General features: G+C 65.0%; 16 protein-coding genes. 14 read left to right on the plus strand and 2 right to left on the minus strand.

The window, feature by feature from the left end; genetic code table 11:
* Positions 1–50 precede the first annotated feature (50 nt).
* From Q6A48_RS11655 to Q6A48_RS11680, 6 genes are all read left to right on the plus strand, one after another.
* Positions 51–404: an AprI/Inh family metalloprotease inhibitor gene (locus Q6A48_RS11655; RefSeq protein WP_304554263.1), complete on the plus strand. Its 354-nt coding sequence runs from the start codon at positions 51–53 to the stop codon at positions 402–404.
* A 142-nt stretch (positions 405–546) separates the two neighbouring features.
* Positions 547–2334 carry a type I secretion system permease/ATPase gene (locus Q6A48_RS11660; RefSeq protein WP_304554264.1) on the plus strand — a complete coding sequence of 596 codons (1788 nt, stop codon included), beginning with the start codon at positions 547–549 and terminating at the stop codon, positions 2332–2334.
* Positions 2331–3665: an HlyD family type I secretion periplasmic adaptor subunit gene (locus Q6A48_RS11665; protein ID WP_304554265.1), complete on the plus strand. Its 1335-nt coding sequence runs from the start codon at positions 2331–2333 to the stop codon at positions 3663–3665. Before Q6A48_RS11660 ends, Q6A48_RS11665 begins: the two co-directional genes overlap by 4 nt.
* A gap of 14 nt (positions 3666–3679) precedes the next feature.
* Entirely contained in the window at positions 3680–5017 is a 1338-nt protein-coding gene (locus Q6A48_RS11670) for a TolC family outer membrane protein (RefSeq protein WP_304554266.1), read from the plus strand.
* Between the two features lie 244 nt (positions 5018–5261).
* Entirely contained in the window at positions 5262–8282 is a 3021-nt protein-coding gene (locus Q6A48_RS11675; protein WP_304554281.1) for an autotransporter serine protease, read from the plus strand.
* 96 nt (positions 8283–8378) lie between these two features.
* Complete coding sequence (locus Q6A48_RS11680; RefSeq protein WP_304554267.1) at positions 8379–10232, plus strand: polyurethane esterase; 1854 nt, start codon at positions 8379–8381, stop codon at positions 10230–10232.
* Positions 10233–10321: 89 nt separating this feature from the next.
* On the opposite strand, the gene Q6A48_RS11685 is transcribed toward Q6A48_RS11680, so the two are convergent.
* A complete protein-coding gene (locus Q6A48_RS11685) occupies positions 10322–10546 on the minus strand; it encodes a YgdI/YgdR family lipoprotein (RefSeq protein ID WP_304554268.1) in 225 nt (74 codons plus the stop codon).
* Between the two features lie 221 nt (positions 10547–10767).
* Here Q6A48_RS11685 and Q6A48_RS11690 point away from each other — a divergent pair, with 221 nt between their 5' ends.
* The 4 genes from Q6A48_RS11690 to Q6A48_RS11705 all read left to right on the plus strand — a co-directional run bounded on the left by Q6A48_RS11690 (position 10768) and on the right by Q6A48_RS11705 (position 17754).
* Positions 10768–12432, plus strand: coding sequence for a VRR-NUC domain-containing protein (locus tag Q6A48_RS11690; RefSeq protein WP_304554269.1), 1665 nt, complete (start codon positions 10768–10770; stop codon positions 12430–12432).
* On the plus strand, positions 12429–14735 hold the full coding sequence (locus tag Q6A48_RS11695; RefSeq protein WP_304554270.1) for an ATP-dependent DNA helicase: 2307 nt from the start codon (positions 12429–12431) through the stop codon (positions 14733–14735). The genes Q6A48_RS11690 and Q6A48_RS11695 overlap by 4 nt, the downstream gene beginning before the upstream one ends.
* Positions 14736–15111: 376 nt before the next feature.
* Positions 15112–17043 carry a hybrid sensor histidine kinase/response regulator gene (locus Q6A48_RS11700; protein WP_304554271.1) on the plus strand — a complete coding sequence of 644 codons (1932 nt, stop codon included), beginning with the start codon at positions 15112–15114 and terminating at the stop codon, positions 17041–17043.
* Between the two features lie 174 nt (positions 17044–17217).
* Positions 17218–17754 (plus strand): hypothetical protein, encoded by a 537-nt coding sequence (locus Q6A48_RS11705; protein ID WP_304554272.1) that lies wholly within the window; start codon positions 17218–17220, stop codon positions 17752–17754.
* 3 nt (positions 17755–17757) lie between these two features.
* Here Q6A48_RS11705 and Q6A48_RS11710 read toward each other — a convergent pair whose 3' ends face one another.
* On the minus strand, positions 17758–19095 hold the full coding sequence (locus Q6A48_RS11710) for a cation:proton antiporter (RefSeq protein ID WP_304554273.1): 1338 nt from the start codon (positions 19093–19095) through the stop codon (positions 17758–17760).
* A 206-nt stretch (positions 19096–19301) separates the two neighbouring features.
* Between Q6A48_RS11710 and Q6A48_RS11715 the strand changes: the two genes are divergently transcribed.
* From Q6A48_RS11715 to ligD, 4 genes are read left to right on the plus strand one after another with little or no spacing between them, the layout of a single operon-like run.
* Positions 19302–20687, plus strand: a complete 1386-nt coding sequence (locus Q6A48_RS11715) for an iron-containing redox enzyme family protein (protein ID WP_304554274.1) — start codon at positions 19302–19304, stop codon at positions 20685–20687.
* A gap of 10 nt (positions 20688–20697) precedes the next feature.
* Positions 20698–21699, plus strand: coding sequence for a methyltransferase (locus Q6A48_RS11720; protein WP_304554275.1), 1002 nt, complete (start codon positions 20698–20700; stop codon positions 21697–21699).
* Positions 21671–22834: a carboxylate-amine ligase gene (locus Q6A48_RS11725; protein ID WP_304554276.1), complete on the plus strand. Its 1164-nt coding sequence runs from the start codon at positions 21671–21673 to the stop codon at positions 22832–22834. Before Q6A48_RS11720 ends, Q6A48_RS11725 begins: the two co-directional genes overlap by 29 nt.
* Positions 22831–25491, plus strand: a complete 2661-nt coding sequence (ligD, locus tag Q6A48_RS11730) for a DNA ligase D (RefSeq protein ID WP_304554277.1) — start codon at positions 22831–22833, stop codon at positions 25489–25491. Before Q6A48_RS11725 ends, ligD begins: the two co-directional genes overlap by 4 nt.
* Positions 25492–25537: the final 46 nt, after the last annotated feature.

Genomic DNA, 25537 nt, shown 5'->3' on the forward strand with positions numbered 1-25537 from the left:
CAATCGCCTGGACACTCGCCACGCTGACGTTGTTTTTCGGAGAAGCCACCATGGCTCGCAGTCTGTTGTTAATCGAACCCTCGCAATTGGCTGGTCAATGGCAGGCCGTGCTGGCGAGCCCGCAGGACGATGCCCAGGCCCAGGCGTTGCAGGACAAACCGTCCAACACCTGCCTGGTGGAACTCAAGGCGGACCAGACCCTGGGTGGGCAAACCGAATGCCTGGGGCACTGGCTGGGAGAAGAGCCGGTGCAGTGGTTCACCGAGCCCGATGGTTTATCGCTGATCAGCCAGCACAACACCCGTGTTCACCTGGGGCTGCGCCAGCAAGACCGTTATCAAGTGACATTGAAGTCCGGTTTGGTACTTAGGCTTGAACGTAATAAGTCGCAAGTCACGCATTAGTCCGTGAGTCCAGTGTGCGCAAAGAATCGAACACGCTTGTTTTGACGGGCGTGAATCCCGGCAGGGCCCGGGTAAAAGATTAACGATCGGTAAGTTGAATAATCGCCAGGCTGCCCGGTGCGGCCAAGCGCAAGGAAGATGCATGAATAAGGCAAGGAGTGCCGGGTCGGTGCCGCTGTTTAAAGCCCTGGGCGAATATAAAAGTATCTTGATCAGCGTTGGCTGTTTTACCGCTCTGATCAATGTGTTGATGCTCGCGCCGTCGATCTACATGCTCCAGGTCTATGATCGCGGGTTGTCCTCGCAAAACGAAACGACCTTGTTGATGTTGTCGCTGATGGTCGTCGGGTTCTTCGTGTTCATCGGGCTGCTGGAGATGGTGCGCAGTTTCGTCGTCATTCGCATCGGCAGCCAATTGGAACGACGTTTCAATCTCCAGGTGTATAAAGCCGCGTTCGAACGCAACCTGCGCCAGGGCGAGGGCAATGCCGGGCAATCCCTGGGCGATCTCACCCAGTTGCGCCAGTTCGTTACCGGGCCGGCGCTGTTCGCGTTCTTCGATGCGCCGTGGTTTCCCGTGTACCTGCTGGTGATCTACCTGTTCAACGTCTGGCTCGGGGTGTTCGCCAGTGTCGGCACCGCACTGCTGATCGGCCTGGCCTGCCTGAACGAAGCCATGACCCGCAAACCGTTGGGGCAGGCCAGCGTCTATTCGCAACAGTCCAGCCAACTGGCGACCAGCCATTTGCACAACGCCGAGACCATCCAGGCCATGGGCATGCTCGATGCGCTGCGCAGCCGCTGGTTCGCCGTGCATTCGCGGTTCCTCGGCCTGCAGAACCAGGCCAGCGACACCGGGGCGGTAATCAGCTCCTTGAGCAAGACCCTGCGCCTGTGCCTGCAATCCTTGGTGTTGGGCCTCGGCGCGTTGTTGGTGATCAAGGGCCAGATGACCGCCGGCATGATGATCGCCGGTTCGATCCTGATGGGCCGGGTGCTGAGCCCCATCGACCAGTTGATCGCCGTGTGGAAGCAGTGGAGCGGCGCCAAGCTGGCCTATCGCCGTCTCGATGCGCTGCTGCAAGCGTTTGCCCCCCGCGACGAAGGCATGGCGCTGCCGTCGCCCAAGGGCCAGGTCAGCTTTGAGCAGGTCAGTGCCGGTCCGCCGGGGCAACGCAGCGCGACGCTGCAACAGGTCAGTTTCAACCTGGCGGCCGGGGAAGTGCTGGGCGTGCTGGGCGCGTCGGGGTCTGGCAAGTCCACCCTGGCCCGGGTGCTGGTGGGCGTCTGGCCGACCCTCGGCGGCACGGTGCGCCTCGACGGGGCCGACATTCATCGCTGGAACCGCGACCAGTTGGGCCCCCACATCGGCTACCTGCCCCAGGACATCGAGCTGTTCAGCGGCAGTGTCGCCGAGAATATCGCCCGCTTTCGCGAGGCCGACCCGCAGAAAGTCGTGGCCGCGGCGCAACAGGCCGGCGTCCACGAACTGATCCTGCGCATGCCCCAGGGCTACGACACGGTGCTGGGGGAAGACGGCAGCGGCCTCTCGGGTGGGCAGAAGCAGCGGGTGGCCCTGGCCCGGGCGATGTATGACCGGCCCAGCCTGGTGGTGCTCGATGAGCCCAACTCCAACCTCGACACGGTGGGCGAAGCGGCGCTGGCCAGTGCCATCGCGCACATGAAGGCCCAGGGCACAAGCGTAGTGCTGGTGACGCATCGCTCCTCGGCATTGGCCCAGGCCGACAAGCTGCTGGTGCTCAACGAAGGTCGGTTGCAGGCCTTCGGGCCCAGCCAGGATGTGCTGCGGGCGTTGTCCGGCCAGGCCGAATCAGCGCGGAACAAACCCCAAGCCAGCCCCCAAGCCAGCCCCACCGGCCTGAGCATGAGCCGCCAATACACCACCGCCAACAAGCCGAGCGGCGCATGAGCCAGGATCGCGACATGAACCTTGAACATTCCCGGATTTTCGAGCGGCCCGAGCGCGACGCACGATTCTTCACCCGCATCGGCTGGGCACTGGCGCTCATCGGCGCCGGCAGTTTCTTCACCTGGGCCAGCCTGGCGCCGTTGGACCAGGGCATCCCGGTCCAAGGCACCGTGGTGGTGTCCGGCAAGCGCAAGGCGGTGCAGTCGATGAGCAGCGGCGTGGTCAGTCGGATCCTGGTGCGCGAAGGCGAGGCGGTGACGCAGGGCCAACCCCTGTTCCGCCTGGACCAGACCCAGGTCGACGCCGATGTCCAGTCGCTGCAAGCCCAGTACCGCATGGCCTGGGCCAGCCTGGCCCGTTGGCAGAGCGAGCGCGACAACCTGGCACGGGTGAGCTTCCCGGCCGAGTTGAGCAGCGACCCCGATCCGCGCCTGGCCCTGGTGCTGGAAGGGCAGCGGCAATTGTTCAGCAGCCGCCGTGAAGCGTTCGCCCGCGAACAGGCGGCATTGCGCGCCAGTATCGACGGCGCCACCGCGCAACTGGCGGGCATGCGCCGGGCGCGCAGCGATCTGACGGCCCAGGCCGAGTCGCTGCGGCTGCAACTGGGCAACCTGCAGCCCCTGGCGGACAACGGCTACATCCCGCGCAACCGTGTGCTGGACTATCAACGGCAGTTGTCCCAGGTGCAGCAGGAACTGGCGCAGAACAGCGGCGAAAGCGGCCGGGTGGAGCAGGGGATCGTCGAATCGCGCCTGAAGCTGCAGCAGCACAGCGAGGAATACCAGAAGGAAGTCCGCAGCCAATTGGCCGACGCCCAGCTCAAGAGTGAAACCTTGCAACAGCAATTGAAATCCGCCGGATTCGAGCTGCAACACAGCGAAATCCTCGCCACCGCCGACGGCATCGCCGTCAACCTCGGCGTGCACACCGAAGGCGCGGTGGTACGCCAGGGCGACACCTTGCTGGAGATCGTGCCCCAGGGCACGCGCCTGGAGGTGGAAGGGCACTTGCCGGTGAACCTGATCGACAAGGTCGGCACGCATTTGCCAGTGGACATCCTGTTCACCGCCTTCAACCAGAACCGCACGCCGAGGGTGCCGGGGGAAGTCAGCCTGGTGTCCGCCGACCAGATGATCGATGAGAAGACCGGCGCGCCGTACTACGTGCTGCGCAGCAGCGTCAGCGACCAGGCGCTGGAGCGCCTCAATGGCCTGGTGATCAAGCCCGGCATGCCAGCGGAGATGTTCGTACGCACCGGCGAGCGCTCGCTGCTCAACTACCTGTTCAAGCCGCTGCTCGACCGAGCTGGCTCTGCGTTGACCGAAGAATAAGGATGTCCGGCGGTATGAAGCGTTTCTACGGGTTGGCCTTGCTGGCCGTTTTCGCGTGCGACACCGTGTGGGCCTTGGGCCCGTTCGAACTCTATGAACAGGCCCTGCGCAACGACCCGGTCTACCTGGGGGCGATCAAGGAGCGCGATGCGGGCCTGGAGAACCGGGCCATTGGCCGCGCCGGGCTGCTGCCGCACCTGGGCTACAGCTACAACAAGGGTCGCAACCAATCGAAAGTCACCTACCTCAATGACCGCGGCGCCAGCCAGCATGACGACCGCAACTACAGCAGCTACGGCTCCAGCCTGACCCTGCAACAACCGTTGCTGGACTACGAAGCCTACGCGGCGTACCGCAAGGGCGTCGCCCAGGCGCTGTTCGCCGACGAGAATTTTCGCGGCAAGAGCCAGGAGTTGCTGGTACGGGTGCTGAGCCATTACACCCAGGCCTTGTTCGCCCAGGACCAGATCGACATCGCCCAGGCGAAGAAAAAGGCCTTCGAACAGCAGTTCCGCCAGAACGAGGCGTTGTTTCGCCAGGGCGAGGGCACCCGCACCGACATCCTCGAAGCCGAATCGCGCTATGAACTGGCCATGGCCGAAGAGATCGAGGCCCGTAACGAGCAGGATGCGTCCCTGCGCGAGCTGGGGGCGTTGATCGGCGTACCGGCGCTGGACATCGCAGACCTGGCACCGCTGAACGACACGTTCCAGACCTTCGCCCTGCAACCGGCCAACTTCGACAGTTGGCATGAACTGGCGGTGAGCAACAACCCGAACCTGGCGTCCCGGCGCCAGGCCGTGGATGTCGCGCGTTTCGAGGTCGAGCGCAACCGCGCCGGGCACCTGCCCAAGGTCAGTGCCTACGCGACCATGCGCCAGAACGAATCGGAAAGCGGCAACACCTACAACCAGCGCTACGACACCAACACCATCGGTGTGGAAATCAGCGTGCCGCTGTACGCCGGTGGCGGCGTCGCGGCGTCCACCCGCCAGGCCAGCCGCAACATGGAACAAGCCGAGTACGAACTGGACGCCAAGACCCGCGAGACGCTGATCGAGTTGCGCCGCCAGTTCAGCGCCTGCGTAACCGGGGTGAACAAACTGCGCGCCTACCAGAAAGCCCTGGGCTCGGCCGAAGCGCTGGTGGTGTCGACCCGGCAAAGCATTCTCGGCGGCGAGCGGGTCAACCTCGACGCGCTCAACGCCGAACAGCAGCTCTATACCACCCGCCGCGACCTGGCCCAGGCCCGCTACGACTACCTCATGGCCTGGACCAAGTTGCATTACTACGCCGGCACGCTCGGGGAGCAGGACCTGGCGAAGGTGGATGAGGCGTTTGTAACCCATTGAACTGACTGGCCCTTTGTGGCGAGGGGATTTATCCCCGTTGGGTCGCGCAGCGGCCCCAGGATCAAGCCTGCTTCGCAGTCGAACGGGGATAAATCCCCTCGCCACAGAGGGCGGCGGAGCCAGCTAGCCCGCGATACCGCAGGTTTTTTGCAACAACTAAGGATGGTTCGTGATGAAGACCGATAACAAGAAGCAACTCGTCAAACCCCGTCGCGCGTTTGTACCCAAGGCCCTCAACCACGCCATGCTCTGTGCCCTGGCCAGCCTGGGCACGGCGCAGGCTGCGCCATATGTCGAGGGTGGCAGGGCAGGCGATCCGGACAGTTGGCGCAGTAGCGAATTCAACGCCGAGTGGGGCCTGGGGGCGATCAACGCCCAGCAGGCCTATGCCGCCGGCTACACCGGCAAGGGCGTGAAGCTGGGGATCTTCGACCAGCCGGTGTACGCCGCCCACCCGGAGTTTTCCGGCACCGATAAAGTCGTGACGCTGGTCACCAGCGGCATCCGCGAATACACCGACCCGTATATCCCGGTGAAGGCCGGTGACCCGTTCCGCTACGACGGCTCGCCCACCGTCGGATCCGACGGCAAGCTCGGGTCCCACGGCACCCACGTCGGCGGGATCGCCGCCGGCAGCCGCGATGGCGGGCCGATGCACGGCGTGGCCTTCGGTGCGCAGATCATCAGCGCCGACAACGGCGACCCCGGTCCCGAGGACGGCATCATCCTGGGCAACGACGGCGCGGTGTACAAGGCCGGTTGGGATGCGCTGATCGCCAGCGGGGCGCGGATCATCAACAACAGTTGGGGCATTGGCATCACCGACCGCTTCGACCAGGGCGGGCGCGACCCGGCGTTCCCGCACTTCACCGTGCAGGACGCGCAGCTGCAATTCGACCAGATCAGGCCACTGCTGGGGACCAAGCCGGGCGGCGCCTACGATGGCGCCATCGCCGCGGCCCGCAGCGGCATCGTGACGATTTTCGCCGCTGGCAACGACTACAACCTCAACAACCCCGACGCTATCGCCGGCCTGGCGTATTTCGTGCCGGACATCGCGCCGAACTGGATGACCGTCGCGGCGCTGCAGATCAACCCGGACACCGCCAGCCCGAATCCCTACACCCTCAGCACCTTCTCGTCGCGCTGCGGCTACACCGCCAGTTTCTGCGTCTCGGCGCCGGGCACCCGGGTCTACAGCGCGGTGATTGGCGGCACCAGCGCCGCGGACCTGACCGTGGGCTATGGCAACAAGAGCGGCACCTCCATGGCCGCGCCCCACGTGGCCGGCAGCGTTGCGGTGCTGATGGAGCGCTTCCCGTACATGACCGGTGCCCAGGTCGCCAGCGTCCTGCGCACCACCGCCACCGACATGGGCGCGCCGGGTGTCGACGAGCTGTACGGCTGGGGCATGATTAACCTGGGCAAGGCCATTAACGGCCCGTCGATGTTGGTGACCGAAGCGGACATCCCTGAAGCGTTCCGCATCGACGGTGCCTACGGGACCGGCCAGTTCGTGGCCGACCTGCCAGGCATCGGCGCGGTCATCGACGCCGGCAAGCCCACCGAGCGGGTGTGCAGCGGCATCCAGTGCGGCCTGGACGTCTGGCGCAACGACATCGGTGGCCATGGCGGGCTGACCAAGGAAGGCCTCGGCACCCTGGTGCTGATTGGCGACAACCGTTACAGCGGGCCCACCCTGGTCAACCGGGGCCGACTGGCCGTCAACGGTTCGCTGGCCTCGGCGGTGACCGTCAATGACGGCGGGATCCTGGGGGGCAATGGCCGCGTCGCCAGCCTGACCGCCAACCGCGGCGGCAGCGTGGCGCCGGGTAACTCCATCGGTACGTTGCAGGTGGCCGGGGACGTGACCTTCGAGCCCGGCTCGACCTACGCGGTGGAAGTCTCGCCGACCACCAGCGATTCGATCGTGGCCGGCGGCAAGGCGTCCATCGATGGCGCGACGGTGTCGCTGTCCTTGGAAAACAGCCCGACGCTGCTCACGACCGGCGACGTGAAGAGCCTGCTCGGCACGCAGTTCAACATCTTGCAGGCCGGCGGCGGTATCGAAGGGCGATTTGGCGAGGTCCTGCCCAACTACGCCTTTCTCGGTGGCGACCTGGCGTACAGCGCCAATGGCATCCAGTTGGCGGTCGAGCGCAACGCCGTGTCATTCGCCAGCCTCGGCCTGACACCCAACCAGCGTTCCGTGGCCGCCGCCGCCGAGCAACTGGGCGCCGGCAACGGGTTGTACGAAGCCTTGCTGTTGTCACCCAGCGCCGCCGTGGCGCAACAGGCATTCCAGCAGTTGTCTGGCGAGATTCACCCGGCCGTCGGCACGCTGTTGATCAACGACAGCCGCCACCTGCGTGAAGCCGTCGGTGATCGCCTGCGCCAGGACGCCTTGTACGACGCCAACACCCCGACCGACGCCGACAGCAATGTCTGGGTCAAGGTGCTCGGGGCCTGGGGCGAAAGCGACGGTGGGCATGACAACGCCAGTGCCAACAGCTCCATTGGCGGGCTGCTGGTGGGCGCCGATGGGCTGATCGGCGACCAGACCCGCCTGGGTCTTGTCACCGGCTACAGCGACAGTTCGTTGAGCATGGGTGATGGCACGCACTCGTCGGCCAAGGCCGACAGTTATCACCTGGGGGCCTACCTGGGGCATGAAATCGACGCCGTGCGCCTCACCGTCGGTGGCGCGTACAGCTGGCATCGCATCGACGTGAAGCGGGACGTGCAATGGGGTGACGTGAGTGGGCGCGAGAAAACCAAGCGTGATGCCCAGACGGCCCAGCTCTTCACCGAAGCGGCGTATCGCCTCGACGTGCAGCCCCTGGCCCTGGAGCCGTTTGCCAACCTGGCCTACGTGCACCTGGACAGCGACAGCTTCCACGAGAAAGGCGACAACGCCGCGCTGCGGGGCGGCGACGACCGTCGCGACGCGCTGCTCTCGACCCTGGGCATGCGGGCCAGCAAGCGCCTGGCGCTTTCCGAGAAGCAGCAACTGGAGCTCGCAGGCTCCCTCGGCTGGCAGCACAACTTGAGCGATACCCGCTCGGAGCAGGACCTGGCCTTCGCCGGCAGCAGCAACACCTTCGCGGTGCAGAGCGTGTCCCTGGACCGCAACGCCGCCGTGATCGGCGCCCGTGCCGGGCTGGCGGTGGCCAAGGACGTGCGGGTCAACCTGGACTACAACGGCCTGCTCGGTTCCCGGGACAAGCGCCATGGCGTGGGCCTGACCCTGGATTGGCAGTTCTAGGTGACCTGCCTGTGGCGAGGGGTTTGCTCCCTCGCCACAGCATCTTCTTCCAGGGTTTCTCCAATATTCCAACAACAAGAAAAGAGGTAGCAGGACATGGGTATCTATGACTACAAGACCTTCGGCACCGAAGCATCCAAAGCCCTGGTCGGCGATGCGATGGCGATCATGTTGTATGCCTACCACAACCTCGACAACGGCTTCGCCGCCGGTTACCAGCAATACGGTTTCGGTGCTGGCCTGCCGGCGACCCTGGTCACTGCGCTGCTGGGCGGCACCGACTCGCAAGGGGTGATTCCCGGCGTGCCGTGGAACCCCGACTCGGAAAAACTCGCGCTGGAGGCGGTGCAAAAGGCCGGTTGGACGCCCATCAGCGCGGCGCAACTGGGCTACGCCGGCAAGGTCGACGGGCGTGGGACGTTCTTCGGTGAAAAGGCCGGCTACACCACCGCCCAGGCGGAGATCCTGGGCAAGTACGACACAGCCGGCCATCTCACGGAAATCGGCGTGTCGTTCCGCGGGACCAGCGGCCCGCGGGAGGACCTGATCGGCGATTCCATTGGCGATGTGATCAATGACGTGATGGCCGCGCTGGGCCCCAAGGACTACGCGAAGCACTATGCCGGCGAAGCCTTCGGCAACCTGCTCGGTGATGTCGCCCGGTTCGCCCAGGCCCATGGCCTCACCGGCGCGGACGTGCTGGTCAGCGGCCACAGCCTCGGTGGCCTGGCGGTCAACAGCCTGGCGGACCTGAGCGGCAGCCGCTGGTCGGGGTTCTACAACGACGCCAACTACATCGCCTATGCGTCGCCGACCCAGAGCGGTACCGACAAGGTGCTGAACATCGGTTACGAGAACGACCCGGTGTTCCGGGCGCTGGACGGTTCGACGTTCAACCTGGCGTCGGTGGGCGTGCACGATGCGCAGAAGGTCTCGGCCACCGACAACATCGTCAGCTTCAACGACCATTACGCCTCGACCGCGTGGAACGTACTGCCGTTTTCCATCCTCAACATCCCCACCTGGATCTCCCACTTGCCCACCGGCTACGGCGATGGCATGGGCCGGATCATGGACTCGGCGTTCTACGACCTCACGCACAAGGACTCGACCATCGTCGTCGCCAACCTGTCGGACCCGGCCCGCGCCAACACCTGGGTACAGGACCTCAACCGCAACGCCGAGGCCCACACCGGCAGCACGTTCATCCTCGGCAGCGACAAGAACGATCTGATCCAGGGTGGCCAGGGCAATGACTACCTGGAAGGCCGCGCCGGCAATGATACCTTCCGCGGCGGTGGCGGCTACAACGTGATCCTCGGCGGGCAGGGGCACAACAGCCTGCAACTGCAAAAGTCGGTGAACGACTTCACGTTTGCCAGCGATGGCGCCGGGACGCTGTACGTGCGCGACGCCCACGGCGGGATCAGCATCACCCGCGACATCGGCACCCTGGTGAGCCAGGAGCCTGGCGCGCTATGGGGTGTGCTCAAGGACGAGGTCAGCCATGACGTCACCGCCAATGGCCTGCTGGCCAGCGGTAAGCTCACGGCGTATGCGCAGGCGGTCAAGGGCACGGTGGGCCATGACAGCCTGGTGGCCCACGGGACGGGGGACTGGCTGTTCGGTCAGGCCGGCGACGACCTGTTGCTGGGCGGGGCGGGCAACGACACCTTCGTCGGCGGCGTGGGGAACGACGTCATGCAGTCGGGCGGCGGCAGCGACACCTTCATCTTCAACGGCGCCTTTGGCCAGGATCGCATCAGCGGTTTCGACGCCGGCGACAAGCTGGTGTTCATCGGTGTGCAAGGGGCAGGAGAGGGTTTCGACTATCGCCAGCACCTGTCCCAGGTGGGCAGCGACACGTTGTTGCAGGTAGGGGACAACTCGGTGACCCTGGTGGGTGTCGGAATGGGGCAGGTGGGCGGCGAGGGTATCGTGTTCGCCTGACCGGTGAATGAGTGAGCGGTGGGCGAAGAGGCGTGTGACCGCTGGGCAGCGTGCTCAGGCGCGAGCACGCCTCCTTGCCAACAGGGCCATCAATCTTCCTTGCGGATGGTCGCGACGTCGTCGGCGCGCACCCGGACTTTCTTGCCGGCGATGTCTTCGAACTCGTAGAAACCATCGGAGGTACGGGTGTTGGGGGCGTCCTTGGTCAGGTACTGGGTACCGTTCTGCAAGGTCACCACGGTAGGCGAGGAGCAACCGGCCAGTGTCAGGAAGGCCGCGGCGGCCATGGGCAGGCTTAGAAACCTGATGTTCATATCCAAACCTCTCGATCAAAAGGACGCGGTCCGGCTGATGCGACTGCGCCATCACTTAGGTAACCGCCATTTGTCCCGCTCGCTGTAGGAAAGTTCATCACTTGTCGAAGGATTTCATCTCTAAATATAGGAGACCGTTCATCTTTTGCAGTTGCCCAGGGTATCTGTAGCTGTTATCTGTATGCATGAACAGTACCCCAGCACCCGTGGCGCTTCTTCCCGTGACAGCCAGTTCCCTCGACGATCCCTTCTATTACCTGAACAACTTCCAGCGAGTGCTGGGCTGGTTGACGCAGCGCTACGCCGATGTGCTCAGCCTCGAAGAACAGCGCTTCGTCGATGATTTCACAGTGCTACCCCGGGCCTCCCAAGGCTTGCTGGTGCGGATGGTCATGCGCAAGGGGCTGCGGTTTCGCCACAGCAAGCTCCACTACCCGGAAATCGGCGACATTGGCGTCGCCGTGCAGCCGTTGCTGGCCCTGGGCTGGGTCGAAGACCAGGCCGCGCTGGGGGTTACCGAGTTGTTCGAGGTATTGCTGAAAGCGGAAATCCTTCAATGCCTCGGGCACCTGATCGACCAACCCAAGGCGAAAAAGACCGAGTGGCTCCAGGTCGTCGCCGAGCGCGCCAGCCAGCCGCAGGCCTTCAGCGCCTGGTGCCCGCAGCTCGACGATCGCCTGTACAGCCTGACGATCATGCCGCTCTGCGACCGGTTGCGGCTGATGTTCTTCGGTAACCTCTACCAGGACTGGTCGGAATTCGTCCTGGCGGACCTGGGCATCTTCACTTACGAAACCGTCGAATTGAGTACCGAGTCCCGCGGCTTGCGCAGCCGCCAGGACGTCTATGCCTGCGTGTTCCTCCACGCCTGCCAGCAGCGTTTCGAAGCCGGCGAGGCGCTGGAAGAGATCGTCGACCAGGTCAATGCCCTGGTGTTGGACAATCCATGGCTGGAGCGCCGACGCGGCAAGTTGCTGTACCAGATCGGCCAGCATGGCGAGCGTATCGGCGACTTCGCCCTGGCCTTGTGCATCTACCGCGCGTGCACCTACCCCGGCGCACGGTTGCGGATGATCCGCGTGCTGGAGCGCGTCGGCGAATACGCCCTGGCCCTGGAGCTGGGCGAAGCCGCCGCGCAGGCACCGCAAAGTGCCGCCGAAAACCAGGCCCTGCTCCGGATCGTGCCCCGGCTGCGGCGCAAGCTCGGGGGGCCGCCGGTGCCGCGCAGCCTGGCCCGGGAGGTGGAGCGGCTGGACCTGCAACTGCCCAGGGTCGATCCAGCCTTGTCGGTGGAGTATCACGTCCAGGCTCACCTGCACGAGGAAGCCGCCCCGGTGCATTACGTCGAGAACAGCCTGGTCAATTCACTGTTCGGCCTGCTGTGCTGGCCGGCGATTTTCGCGCCGTTGCCGGGGGCGTTCTTCCACCCGTTCCAGCGTGGCCCGGTGGACCTGCTCAGCGAAGACTTCCATGCCCGGCGGGCCGAATTGTTCGCGGCGTGCCTGGCTGAACTGGACGATGGCCGCTATCGGCACACCATTGTCCGTCGTTTCGCCGAGAAGTGGGGCATCCAGTCGCCGTTCGTGTTCTGGGGCGCGCTGTCCGAAACGTTGCTGGAACAGGCCCTCGACTGCTTGCCGGCCGAACACCTCAAGCACTGGTTCAACCGCTTGCTGCTGGACATCAAGGCCAACCGCGCCGGCATGCCGGACCTGATCCAGTTCTGGCCGGGGCACAAGGCCTACCGCATGATCGAGGTGAAGGGCCCGGGGGATCGACTGCAAGACAATCAATTGCGCTGGCTGGAGTTCTGCCATGAACACCGGATGCCGGTGGCGGTGTGCTACGTGCAATGGCAGCCGCAGGATGCGGAGCAGGGCGCATGAGCGCCGCACCGGGCTACAGCATCGCCGTGCGGGCCTTGTGCGAGTTCACCGCCAAGGTGGGCGATCTCGACCTGCGCTTCACGCCATCGCCCACGGCCCTGGAAGGCATGGCCGGCCATCGCACCGTGGCGTCGCGGCGCAGCGAGGCTTACCAGGCCGAAGTGAGCCTGGAGGGTCAGTACCAGGCGCTGACAGTCAAAGGCCGGGCCGATGGCTACGATCCGCTGCGTAACTGCCTCGAAGAAGTGAAGACCTATCGCGGCGACCTGGCCAGGCAACCGGCCAATCACCGGCAGTTGCACTGGGCCCAGGCGAAGATCTACGGCTGGTTGATGTGCCATGCATTGCAGCTGGCGCGCATCGACGTGGCACTGGTGTATTTCGACGTCGCCAGCGAAAAGGAAACCTGCCTGACGCAAGGGTTCGAGGCCGGCGAGCTGCAGGCGTTCTTCGAAGCCCAGTGCGCGTTGTTCCTGGCCTGGGCCGAGCAGGAAATGGCCCATCGGCACGCCCGCGACCTGGGGGCGCAGACGCTGGTCTTTCCCCATGCCGGTTTCCGCCCCGGACAACGGCACCTCGCCGAGTCGGTGTTCAAGGCCGTGAGCACCGGACGGTGCCTGATGGCCCAGGCCCCCACCGGCATCGGCAAGACCGTTGGCACGCTGTTCCCAATGCTCAAGGCCCTGGCGCCGCAGCACCTGGACAAGGTGTTCTTCCTCACGGCCAAGACCCCCGGGCGAAAACTCGCGCTGGACGCCGCCCGGGTGATCACCCGCAGCGCGCCGACGATGCCGTTGCGGGTGTTGGAGATGATCGCCCGGGACAAGGCCTGCGAGCATCCGGACAAAGCCTGCCATGGTGAATCCTGCCCGTTGGCCCGGGGCTTCTACGACCGGCTGCCGGCCGCGCGCGAGGCCGCGAGCCAGGTGACCCTGCTCGACCAGGCGGCGCTGCGCGAGGTCGCGCTGGCCCATGAGGTCTGCCCGTATTACCTCAGCCAGGAAATGGCCCGCTGGGCCGACGTGGTGGTGGCCGACTACAACTACTACTTCGACTTCAGCGCCTTGCTCTTCGGCCTGGCCCAGGCCAATGGCTGGAAGGTCGCGACCCTGGTGGACGAAGCCCATAACCTGGTGGAGCGCGGTCGCCAGATGTACAGCGCGACCCTCGATCAGTCGGGCTTGGCGGCGGTGCGCAAGACCGCCCCCGAGGCCCTGAAGAAACCATTGGAACGGGTCAATCGCCAGTGGAACGCCTTGCACGCGCCGCAAGTGGCGGCGTACCAGGCCCATGGGCAATTGCCCGACAAATTCCTCCAGGCCCTGGGCACCTGCACCACGGCCATTGGCGATTATCTCAACGAGCATCCCCAGGGGCTGGACGGCGACTTGCAGGCGTTCTACTTCGACGCCTTGCAGTTTGGCCGGGTGGCCGAGTCGTTCGACGAGCAATTCCTGTTCGATATCCATAAGCGTGAATTCGGCCGCCAGCGCAGCGCCTCGACGCTGTGCCTGCGCAACGTGGTGCCAGCCGGTTTCCTGCGCCCCCGGCTGACGGCGGCCCGCGCCAGCGTGCTGTTTTCCGCCACCCTGAGCCCGCGGCATTACTACGCCGACCTGCTCGGCACCCCGGCCGACACGGTGTGGATCGACGTAGAATCGCCATTCCGGGCCGATCAGTTGGACGTCCAGGTGGTCAGCCGGATTTCCACGCGCTTCGCCCACCGCCAGGCCTCCCTGGAGCCGATCGTCGCGTTGATGGCTCGCCAGTTCAGCGCGCGTCCGGGCAACTACCTGGCGTTCTTCAGCAGCTTCGATTACCTCCAGCAAGTCGCCGGGCTGTTCGCCGAGCGGCACCCCGGGATCGCCACCTGGACGCAATCGCGTGGCATGGGCGAAGCCCCGCGACAGGCCTTCCTCGAACGCTTCATGGAACACAGCCAGGGCATCGGCTTCGCAGTGCTCGGCGGGGCGTTCGGCGAAGGCATCGACTTGCCCGGCTCACGCCTGATCGGCGCCTTCATCGCCACCCTGGGGCTGGCCCAGCTCAACCCGGTCAACGAGCAGATCAAGCAGCGCATGGCGGCGATCTTCGGCGATGGCTATGACTACACCTACCTGTACCCCGGCCTGCAAAAGGTCGTGCAGGCCGCCGGACGCGTCATCCGCACCCAGCAGGACCACGGGGTGGTGATGCTCATCGATGACCGGTTCGGTGAAGCGCAGGTGCAACGACTGCTGCCACGCTGGTGGGCTGTCAACGCCGAACACCCACCCACCGCCCCGTTCCAGGCTGCCCATTGATCCCAAACCTGCCACGCCCCCTGTGGGAGCGAGCCTGCTCGCGATGGCGTCAGCACATCCAACATCAATGCAAGCTGCCCCACCGCTTTCGCGAGCAGGCTCGCTCCCACACTGGATCTCGGTTGCTCACACACCTGCGACCCACCGCCAATCCCTTGTGGGAGCGGGCTTGCCCGCGAATGACGGCGGCACCTTCAACATCACCGGCCCAGCCACGACGCTATCGCGAGCAGGCGCGCTCCCACAGTTTGATGCCGGGCGATTCCAGATCCAGGGCCTGCCACACCCCGCCGTGGGGGCTTGGGGTTGCAATTGTTTTTCCTCGCGCACGACTTGCTCCATACTTCGCAAAAATCCATACGGATGCTTCGGCCAGATGCTTGAGAATAACCCCCAGACGCCGCGCATAAACCAGGAGCAGCGCTTTCGCTTGCTCATCGACGCCGTGGTCGACTACGCGATCTACATGACCGATCCCTCGGGCATCATCACCAGTTGGAACTCCGGTGCCCGGCGTTTCAAGGGGTATGAGGAAGCGGAGATCCTCGGCGAGCATTTCTCGCGTTTCTACACCGAACAGGACCGCGCCGCCGGCCTGCCGCAGCGGGCGTTGGAGACCGCCGTGCGCGAGGGGCGTTTCGAGGGCGAGGGCTGGCGGGTGCGCAAGGACGGCACGCTGTTCTGGTCCCACGTGGTCATCGACCCGATCATCGACAGCCAGAGCGGGGAGTTGCTCGGGTTCGCCAAGATCACCCGCGACCTGACCGACCGCAAGATGGCCGAGGAAACCCTCAAGCAAAGCGAGCAGCAGTTCCGCCTGCTGGTGCAAAGCGTCACCGACTACGCCATCTACATGCTCGACCCTGACGGCCAGGTCACCAACTGGAACCAGGGTGCGCAGCGCATCAAGGGCTACCTGCCGATCGAAGCCATCGGCCAGCATTTCTCGATGTTCTACACCCCCGAGGACCGTGCCGCCGGTGAACCGCAACGGGCATTGAGCGTCGCCGCCAGCGAGGGCCGTTTCGAAAAGAAGGGTTGGCGCGTGCGCAAGGATGGCACGCGATTCCTCGCCCACGTGGTCATCGATGCGATCCGCAGCGACACCGGGACCCTGCTGGGGTTTGCCAAGATCACCCGCGACATCACCGATGCCACCCAGGCGCAGCAGGCCCTGGAGCAGGCGCGCGAGGCCCTGTTCCAGTCGCAGAAACTGCACGCCATCGGCCAGCTCACGGGCGGCATCGCCCACGACTTCAATAACCTGTTGACGGTCATCCTCGGCAACCTGGAGATCGTGCGCAAGCGCATGCCCGGCGATCCGAAAGTTGCCCAGTTGCTCGACAACGCCACCCAGGGCGCGTTGCGGGGCGTATCGCTGACCCAACGGATGCTGGCGTTTGCCCGACGGCAGAAACTCAGTTCCGAATCGGTCGAGTTGCCGGCGCTGGTGCAGGGCATCAGTGGCTTGCTGCAGAGCTCCATGGGCCCTTCGATCCACCTCCAGACCCGTTTTGCCGAGACGCTGTCGCCGGTGCTGGCCGACGTCAACCAGCTGGAACTGGCCATCCTCAACCTGGCGACCAACGCCCGGGACGCCATGCCCCACGGCGGCCGTATCCTGATCGCCGCCGAAGAGTGCCAGGCAGACGAGGCCGGGCCGCAGGCGCCGCTGAAGCCGGGGCGCTATGTCTGCCTGTCGATCACCGATGAAGGCGAGGGCATGGACGAGGCGACGCTGGCCTCGGCCGTGGACCCGTTCTTCACCACCAAGGGCGTCGGCAAGGGCACGGGCCTGGGCTTGTCCATGGTGCACGGCCTGGCCGAGCAGCTGGGCGGCCGCTTGATCCTCAAGAGCCAGAAAGGCGTCGGCACCAGTGCGCAACTGTGGTTGCCGCTGGCCGACACCTCGGCGCCGGAGAAGACCGCGATCGAGGCAACGACGGCGCCGGCGGTCCAAGAATTGCTGGTGCTGGTGGTGGACGACGACAGCCTGGTGCTGACCAGTACCCGCCTGTTGATCGAAGACCTCGGGCATCGGGTCCTGTCTGCGCACTCCGGATCCCAGGCCCTGGAGTTGCACGCGCGCAACCCGGACATCGACCTGGTGATCACCGACATGGCCATGCCGCAGATGGACGGGGCCCAGTTGGCGAAGTCGCTGCGCGACCGGCAGCCGGACCTGCCCATCATCCTCGCCACCGGCTACGCCGAACGGCTGGAGGGCTTCGCCAGTGAATTGCCGCGCCTGACCAAGCCGTTCAAGCAGATCGACCTGGTGCAGGTCATCGGGCAGGCGATGACGTAGGCTCTGTGTAAAAGGTCTTGAGACGAGGGTGAGGCGAGCCGGTCTTCAACGCGGCATGACCGAGTATCAGGGCTCTTCAGGCAGAGCCTGGGTGCCTCTGGTCCATTGCCTTGAACTTGCCCGGTGGCCACGGTTTCCAACGATCCCGACTTGTCACCAGCGATCGTTCACGCAATGCCCAGAATATTGACCGGCCAGGTGCCGGAAGAAGAATTGACCGAACACAACGCCAAACTGTTCGGTTCGCCCAAGGAGCGACTGGATTTCTACCGCCGCGAGATCCAGTACGAAACCAGCATCCTCGCCAATCGGACCGATGCCTACCTGGCTGCCCAGTCCTTCCTGGTGATCGCCTTTGCCTCGTGCATGGCCAACCTGAACCCGGAATGGGGCAAGCTCTTCACCCTGGTCGTGCCGCCGTTCCTGGCGCTGCTGGGGTTCTTGAGTTCGCTCAACGCCTGGCCGGGAATTCGAGCCGCCTACGAGATTATCGACCACTGGCACTTCAAGCAGAGCGAATTGCTGCGGGCCGAGCCGGTCATGGGCCTGGTCTACGATGAATCGCCGTTGTTCAGCGAACGGGAATCGACCCACAAGGGCTACCGCAAGTCGTTGCTGTTTTCCGTGCGCACGCCGTGGATCTTCGCCACGTTCTGGGTGCTATTGGGGGCGTATGCAGTGCTTATCCAGGTCACGGACCCGGTGGGCTGAGACTCAGCGCGTTTTCTGGCGCTCGTACCAGGCCAGGGTCGGTTGTGTGCTGACCCCATGGACCAGGATGCTCAGGGCTACCACCGACAGCGTGAGGTTGATGCACAGCTGCGCCGCTGGCGGCGCCAGGTCGTGGTTCAAGGCAAAGAACAGGTAGAACAAGCTGCCGATGCCGCGAATGCCGAACCAGCCGATCAGCAACCGTTGTGGTCCGTCCAGCAGGCGACCCCACGGCATGGCCAGCACGCTCAATGGCCGGATGACCGCGAACAGCAGGGCACCAATGGCCAGGGCCCGCCAATCCCAATGCGTGGCGAGCACCACCCCCAGCAGCGTCACCAGGAACACCTCCATCGCGCGCTCCACCAGGCTGCCGAAGGCCAGCATGTCGCTCATCATCACCCCGGCGGCCACCTGGCCATCGCCCAGGGCCTGGGTGTCACCCAGTACGGCCTGGCGCGGGTCGACGGCCTCGTGGCCAACCACCGGTTGCACCAGGTGTTCCGCCGGCGGGGCATCCTCTTCATCGGCGGCTTGCACCTCGGCCTGGCGCAGGCCGAGCCCGGCGGCGAATACCGAGAGAAAGCCATAGGCATGCACCGACTCGGCGGCGACGTACGCGAGGGCAATCAGCGCCAGGGCCAGGTAGTCGTTGGGCGACAGCGTGCTGTCGGCGTTCTTGATGCGCATCGACAAGGTCAGCTTGCCAATCCCGCGGCCCATCCAATAGCCGATCAGCAAACCCGCCGGCACGGCCCACAGCACATTGCGCAAGACCCACTCGCCGAGAAAGCCGCTGCCGTCGCCGCGCATCATCAGCAGCCCGAGAATCACGAACGGGAAGGCCGAGCCATCGTTCAACCCGGCCTCACCGGAGAGGCCGAAGCGCACCCGGTCGTCGTCCCGCGCATCGTTGACCTGGACCAGCGCCGCCAGTACCGGGTCGGTGGGCGCCAGCATCGCCCCGATCAGCATCGACACCCCCCAACCGAGGCCGAACAGGTAATGCAGCGCCAGGCACAGACCGGCGATGGACAGCATCATCACCGGGCCCGCCAACCCATAGGCGACGCGCCAGGTGCGGTTGTTCAGGGGCAGGCGCAGCTTGAGGCCGCTGACGAACAACGAGAACACCACCGCGATCTCGGTGAGGTGCTCCATCCAGACGGACGAATCGGCGATGTCCAGTTTCAGCAACCCCAGCCCCGCCGGGCCGATGGCAACCCCCAGCACCAGGCACATGGCGGAAGTGGTCACCGGCATCCAGCGCAGGTAGGACGAGGTGAGGGCCAAGGTCAACAAGACGGCACCGAGCACCGCTACCCACACTGTGAAGATCATGGTCGCTCCTTGGCTGGCATTGGGATGTGTTTCGCGGGGCTCATGGGCATTCGAGACCGGGAGCCAAGCGAGGGTTCCCGCTAAAACACCATCGCCCCGTTTATCCGGCGGCCTGTTCATCCAAGGGAATTTTTCCCTATGCCCGGCGCTCTGCACCAAGAGAGACGTTCTGATTCAGCGTCCTGCCGTGAACCAAAGAGGCCCTTATGACTGCGCTGACACCCCTCCAATCCCGGCCTGCCACCCTCCATCCCGTCATGGATGCCGGGCAGGTGCGCCAATGCTATGAACGGCTGCTCCAGGGCCCGGACGATGCGCAGCAACAAGCCGTCGCCCAGGCTTTTCTCCAGTCGTGCCTGGAACAGGCCAAGGCCTTGCCCCAGGAACCCCCCGACGACCCCCAGGCCCTGCAAGCCTGGGTCGAAGCGCACAGCGCCGGTGTGGCCCGGCAATACGCCGATTACCTGGAACGACGTAAAAGCGGCGGCCCGCGGGAGTACTTCAGCGGCAAGGCCCACGCCCTGTACTTCCTGCAAGCCGTGGCGCCGACCAAACTGGTGGACGGGGCCTGGCTATACGGTGTGCTGAAACACTGGCACGACCACCGGTTCGACGGACTGCTGTGCACCTACCTGGAAGAGCTGGGCGACGGCCACCCGGGGCAGAACCATGTGGTGATCTACCGCAAGCTGCTCGCCGAACACGGCCTGGTCGACATGCCGGACATCGCCGACGAGCGCTACCTGCAAGGCGCGGTGCAACTGGCGCTGGGCTATGCGGGCGATGAGTACCTGCCGGAAGTCATCGGCTACAACCTGGGCTACGAACAGTTGCCCTTGCATTTGCTGATCAGCGCCTACGAACTGACCGAGCTGGACATCGATCCGTACTATTTCACCCTCCACGTGACCATCGACAACGCCAGCACCGGCCATGCCCACAAGGCCGTCCAGGCCTTGATGCAACTGATGCCGATGGCGGCGGACCGCGAGTCGTTCTGGCAGCGGGTCAGCCTGGGCTATCGCCTCAACGACCTGGGGCAGGGCAGCCGGGCAATCATCGAATCCTTCGACCTCTATCGCGAAGTGCTGGACATGCTCGAACGCAAGCGCCCGTTCGGCCAGCACATGCATTCCGACTACTGCAAGTTCGAAGGCAAGACCGTCAACCAGTGGCTGGCGGCCCCCGGCCAGTTGGAAGGTTTTCTCGATGCGATGCAGAACAAAGGCTGGATCAAGCGTCACCAGGACCCGCAGGACAGCCGCTTCTGGACGTTGATCGAAGGCGCCGGCGCGGCGATGTTCGGCGTGTTCAGCCCCTATGAAAAACAACTGCTGCACGACTGGATCGCCGGCGACTGGCTGAAGCAGGGCGACCGCAGCCGTCCGCGCCGCAACGTCGGCACCACCGGCGAGCCGCAGACGCCGGTGGAGGATCCGGATGTGCAGAGCCTGCAACAGACGCTGCGCAGCCAGTCCGCCGACGAACAGATGCAGACGCTGATGCCCTGGCTTTCGGCGCGTTGCCACAGCCACCCGGCCGGCTTGCTGGCCACGCGTCGATTCATCGAACTCAAGTCCGCCATCCGCTAGGGAGCCCTGCATGAATCAGGAAGAACGCCTGTCCACCTCAGATCTGGCGCTGTTGCAACTGGGCCGGCGGCTGCAAGCCGATGGCTATCGGTTCATCACCCCGACGCCGCTGACCCATGAGCGGGTCAACCAGCGGCCTGGCAACGAACGTTCCAAGACCCTGCGGGACGTGTTTGGCTGGTCACGGCCGTTCGCCCCGGGGTTGATCTCGGCCGATGAGCAGGGGCAATTGCAGGAAGCTGAAGTATTGGAGGAGCGCGACGGCCTGCTGCGCAGTCGGGTGCGCTGGTCGAGCCTGGACGGTTTGCTGTTTGCCCATTCGCAGTTTCCCACCGAGGCGACCGACGCGGTGTTCTTCGGCCCGGACAGCTACCGGTTCGCCCAACTGATCCATGCCCATTTGCAACAGAACTTCACCGCGGTGCACCGCGCCGTGGACATCGGCTGCGGCGCTGGCGTCGGCGCGATCGTGATCGCCCGGGCCCGGCGCGAGGCCCAGGTGCTGGCGCTGGACATCAACCCGCTGGCCCTGCGCCTGACGGCGGTGAATGCGGCGCTCGGCGAGGTGGCCAACGTCGAGATCGCCCGTAGCGATGTCCTCCAGGACGTCGAGGGCGATTTCGACCTGATCGTCGCCAACCCACCGTACATGGCCGACCCGTCGGAGCGCGCCTATCGCCACGGTGGCGGCGTATTGGGCGCCGGGCTGTCGCTGCGCATCGTCGAGCAGGCCTTGCCCCGGCTGACCCCGGGCGGTTCGCTGGTGCTCTATACCGGAGTGGCGATGGTCGATGGCCGCGACCCGTTCCTGGAAGCCCTGGAGAAGTGGCGCGACTCGGCGGAATTTGGTTGGACCTACAAGGAATTGGACCCGGATGTGTTCGGCGAGGAACTGCTGACCCCGGGTTACCAGGACGTGGAAAGGATCGCCGTGGTGGCGTTGGTCGTGACCCGCATTGGCGCGGGTATCGGAGGGATTGTCGATGAACAGGCGTCTGAAGTTCGGCATTGAAGAGGAGTACTTCGTCACCGACCTGCAAACCCGGTGCATGCCCGACAGGCCGCCTGCCCAGGCCGTGGCGGCCTGTCGGGCCGAACTGGGCGAGCATTTCGCCCATGAAATGTTCCAGAGCCAGGTCGAGATGGCGTCGCCCATCTTGCGCAGCCTGTCCGAGGCCGCCGACTACCTGACCGGGGTGCGCAGCGGCCTGACCCAGTGCCTCGCGCCGTTTGGCCTGGGCCTGCTCAGCGCCGGCTCCCACCCCATGGCCACCCAGGGCTTGCAACCCACCGACGAGCTGCACTTCCAGCAACTGTTCGACGATTACCAGCGCGTGGCGCGCCGCAGCGTGCTGTCGGGCCTGCACGTGCATGTCGAGGTGCCGGTGGACCGCGACCGGGTGCGGGTGATGAACGAGATCCTGCCGTGGCTGCCGATGTTCCTCGCGCTGAGTGCCTCCTCACCGTTCTGGAACGGCGCCTACACCGGCTTCAGCAGTTACCGCCAGGTGGCCTGTGATGAATGGCCGCGCATGGGGGTGCCGGAATACTTCCAGGACGAACTGGCGTTCTCCGGCTACGTGAACCTGCTGATGCGCACCGGCTCGATTCATCAGCCCAGCGATTGCTGGTGGATCCTGCGCCCGTCATCCCGATACCCCACGCTGGAACTGCGCATTTGCGATGCCTGCCCGCGGGTCGAGGATGTGTTGTGCCTCGTCTCGCTGTTCCGGGTGATGGTGGCCCACGCCATCGACCAACCCCAGCCAGGCGCCGGGTACAGCCTGACCTCCCATTGGACCCTCAAGGAAAACCGCTGGCGGGCCAAGCGCCACGGCATCCTGGCGGAGTTCATCGCCGAGGGCCAGGAACAGCCGATGCTCATCGGTGAATGGCTGACCGTGGCCGAGCAGACCTTCGGCGAGACCGCCGACGCCCTGGGCTGCCCGGACGTGTTCAAGCAGGCGCGGCGCATCGTCCAGGAAGGCACCAGCGCCGACCGCCAGATCGTGCTCTACGAACAAGGCTTGCTGCTGGGCGATTCCACCGAGCAGGCCTTGAGCCGCGTGGTCGATCAATTGGTGTCGGAGAGCGCCGGGCTGCCGGTGGCCGATCCGACGCTGCAACACGTCGCAGGTGGACAATGACCAGCAAGACCCTCGATGACTACAACCGCATGCGCGACTTCAGCGCCACCTCGGAACCGGCGGCGAAGCGGCGCCCGCGCAAGTCGGCGAAAACCGCCCATGCCCTGCAATTCTGCATCCAGAAGCACGACGCCTCGCGATTGCACTACGACTTCCGCCTGGAACTCGATGGCGCGCTCAAGAGCTGGGCGGTGCCCAAGGGGCCGTCACTGGACCCCAAGGCCAAGCGCCTGGCGGTGCACGTCGAAGACCATCCGCTGGACTACGCGACCTTCGAGGGCAATATCCCCGAGGGTCATTACGGCGCCGGGGATGTCATCGTCTGGGATCGCGGCATCTGGATCCCCCAGGACGATCCCCGCGAGGCCTACGAAAAGGGCCGGCTCAAGTTCGAACTGCAGGGTGAAAAGCTCTCCGGCCTGTGGAACCTGGTGCGCACGCACATGCCCGGCAAGCAAGAGCAATGGTTTCTGATCAAGCATCAGGACGACGCGGCCCGTCCTGAAAGCGAGTACGACGTGGTGCAAGCCGAGCCAGACAGCGTGCTCAGCGAGCGCACCCTGGTGCCCCGGCAGCGGGGCAAGGCTGCGGCGGCAAAGGCGGTGAAGCCACCAGACAAAGCCGTGAAGGCGAAACCGGCCGGCAAACGCTCGAAGGCCACCCTCGATGGCGCGGTCGCCGGACCGATCCCGGACACCCTCAAGCCGGAGCTGGCGACGCTGGTGGAGAGTGCGCCTGACGGTGAGTGGCTCTACGAGATCAAGTTCGATGGCTACCGGATCATGGCGCGGATCGACAACGGTGACGTGCGCCTGATCACCCGCAACGGCCATGACTGGACCCACAAACTGCCCAGCCAGGCCAAGGCCCTGGCGGCGCTGGGGCTGGAGTCGGCGTGGCTGGACGGCGAAATGGTGGTCGCCAATGAACAGGGGGTGCCGGATTTCCAGGCCCTGCAAAATGCCTTCGACGCCGGCAGCAGCGGCCAGATCGCCTATTACCTGTTCGACCTGCCTTACCTCAACGGCATGGATTTGCGCAAAGTCGCGGTGCAGGACCGGCGCACCGCGCTGGAGGCGGTGCTCAAGGGCAATGACAGTCCCTTGCTGCGCTTCTCCGATGCGTTCGAGGAAACCCCCGACGCGCTGCTCAACAGCGCCTGCCAGATGCAGATGGAAGGGCTGATCGGCAAGCGCGTGGGCAGCGTCTACACCTCCCGCCGCAGCAGCGACTGGATCAAGCTCAAGTGCAAGAATCGCCAGGAGTTCGTGGTGGTCGGCTTCAGCGATCCGAAGGGCGCACGCAGTGCGTTCGGTGCCTTGCTGTTGGGGCTGCACGACGCCGACAGTGGCGAGTTGCGCTACGCCGGCAAGGTCGGGACCGGGTTCAACGAGACGACCCTCAAGAGCATCCACCAACAACTGGTGCCCCTGGAGCGCAAGAAGCCCGCGCTGGCCAACCCGCCCACCGGCTACGAGGCCAAGGGCGTGCATTGGCTGGAGCCGACGCTGCTGGCCGAAGTGGCGTTCGCCGAAATGACCAAGGAAGGCTCGGTGCGCCACGCCGTGTTCCATGGCTTGCGCAACGATAAACCGGCCAAGGCCATTACCCAGGAGTTGGCGAAACCCGTGGACAAGCCTGCCGACCAGAAAGCCGCCACCAAAACCCAGTCAAAGACGAAAGCCGAAGCGCAGCCGGCACCGGCCAAGCCCAAGCCCAAGCCCAAGGCACAGGCCAAAGGCAAGGCCAGCGAATCATCGGCCATGGACGGCAAGGTGCGGATCACCCATCCCGAGCGCGTCATCGATGCCACCACCGGTACCACCAAGCGGCAATTGGCCGAGTACTACGCCAGCGTCGCCGAGTTCATCCTGCCGGAACTGGCGGACCGCCCGGTGGCACTGGTGCGCGCGCCGGACGGGATTGCCGGCGAGCTGTTCTTCCAGAAGAACGCCGAGCGCCTGGCGATCCCCGGTATCACGACCCTGGACAAGGACGTCACCGGGCACCCGGTGATGATCATCAACAACCCCGAGGCGCTGATCGGCGCGGTGCAAATGAGCACCGTGGAACTGCACACCTGGAACGCCACGACGGTGGACCTGGACAAGCCCGACCGCTTCGTCCTCGACCTTGACCCGGACCCGGCGCTGCCCTGGAAAAGCATGGTGGAAGCGACGCAGTTGACCCTCTCGGTCCTCGATGAGTTGGGCCTGAAGGCGTTTCTCAAGACCAGTGGCGGCAAGGGCATTCATATCGTCGTGCCGCTGACTCGCAAACTCGGCTGGGACGAGGTCAAGGGCTTCAGCCACGCCATCGTCAGCCACATCGCCAAGCTGCTGCCGGATCGCTTCTCGGCGGTCTCGGGCCCGAAGAACCGGGTAGGGCGGATTTTCATCGATTACCTGCGCAACGGCCTCGGCGCCACGACGATCTGCGCCTATGCCGCGCGGACCCGCGAAGGGCTACCGGTGTCGGTGCCGATCTACCGGGACGAAGTGGCGCAGCTCAAGGGGGCGAACCTGTGGAACGTGCACAACGTCCACGAACGGCTGGCGGAAGTGGGGCACGAACCGTGGGCCGACCTGAAGAAAACCCGCCAGAGCATCACGGCGGACATGCGGCGGCGGATCGGCATGAAGAAGACGGCCAAGTAGCCGTCACCAGGAACCTCTGGCGAGGGAGATCGCTCCCTCGCCACCG

The organism is Pseudomonas citrullilanati, assembly GCF_030580855.1.
GTDB lineage: Bacteria > Pseudomonadota > Gammaproteobacteria > Pseudomonadales > Pseudomonadaceae > Aquipseudomonas > Aquipseudomonas citrulli.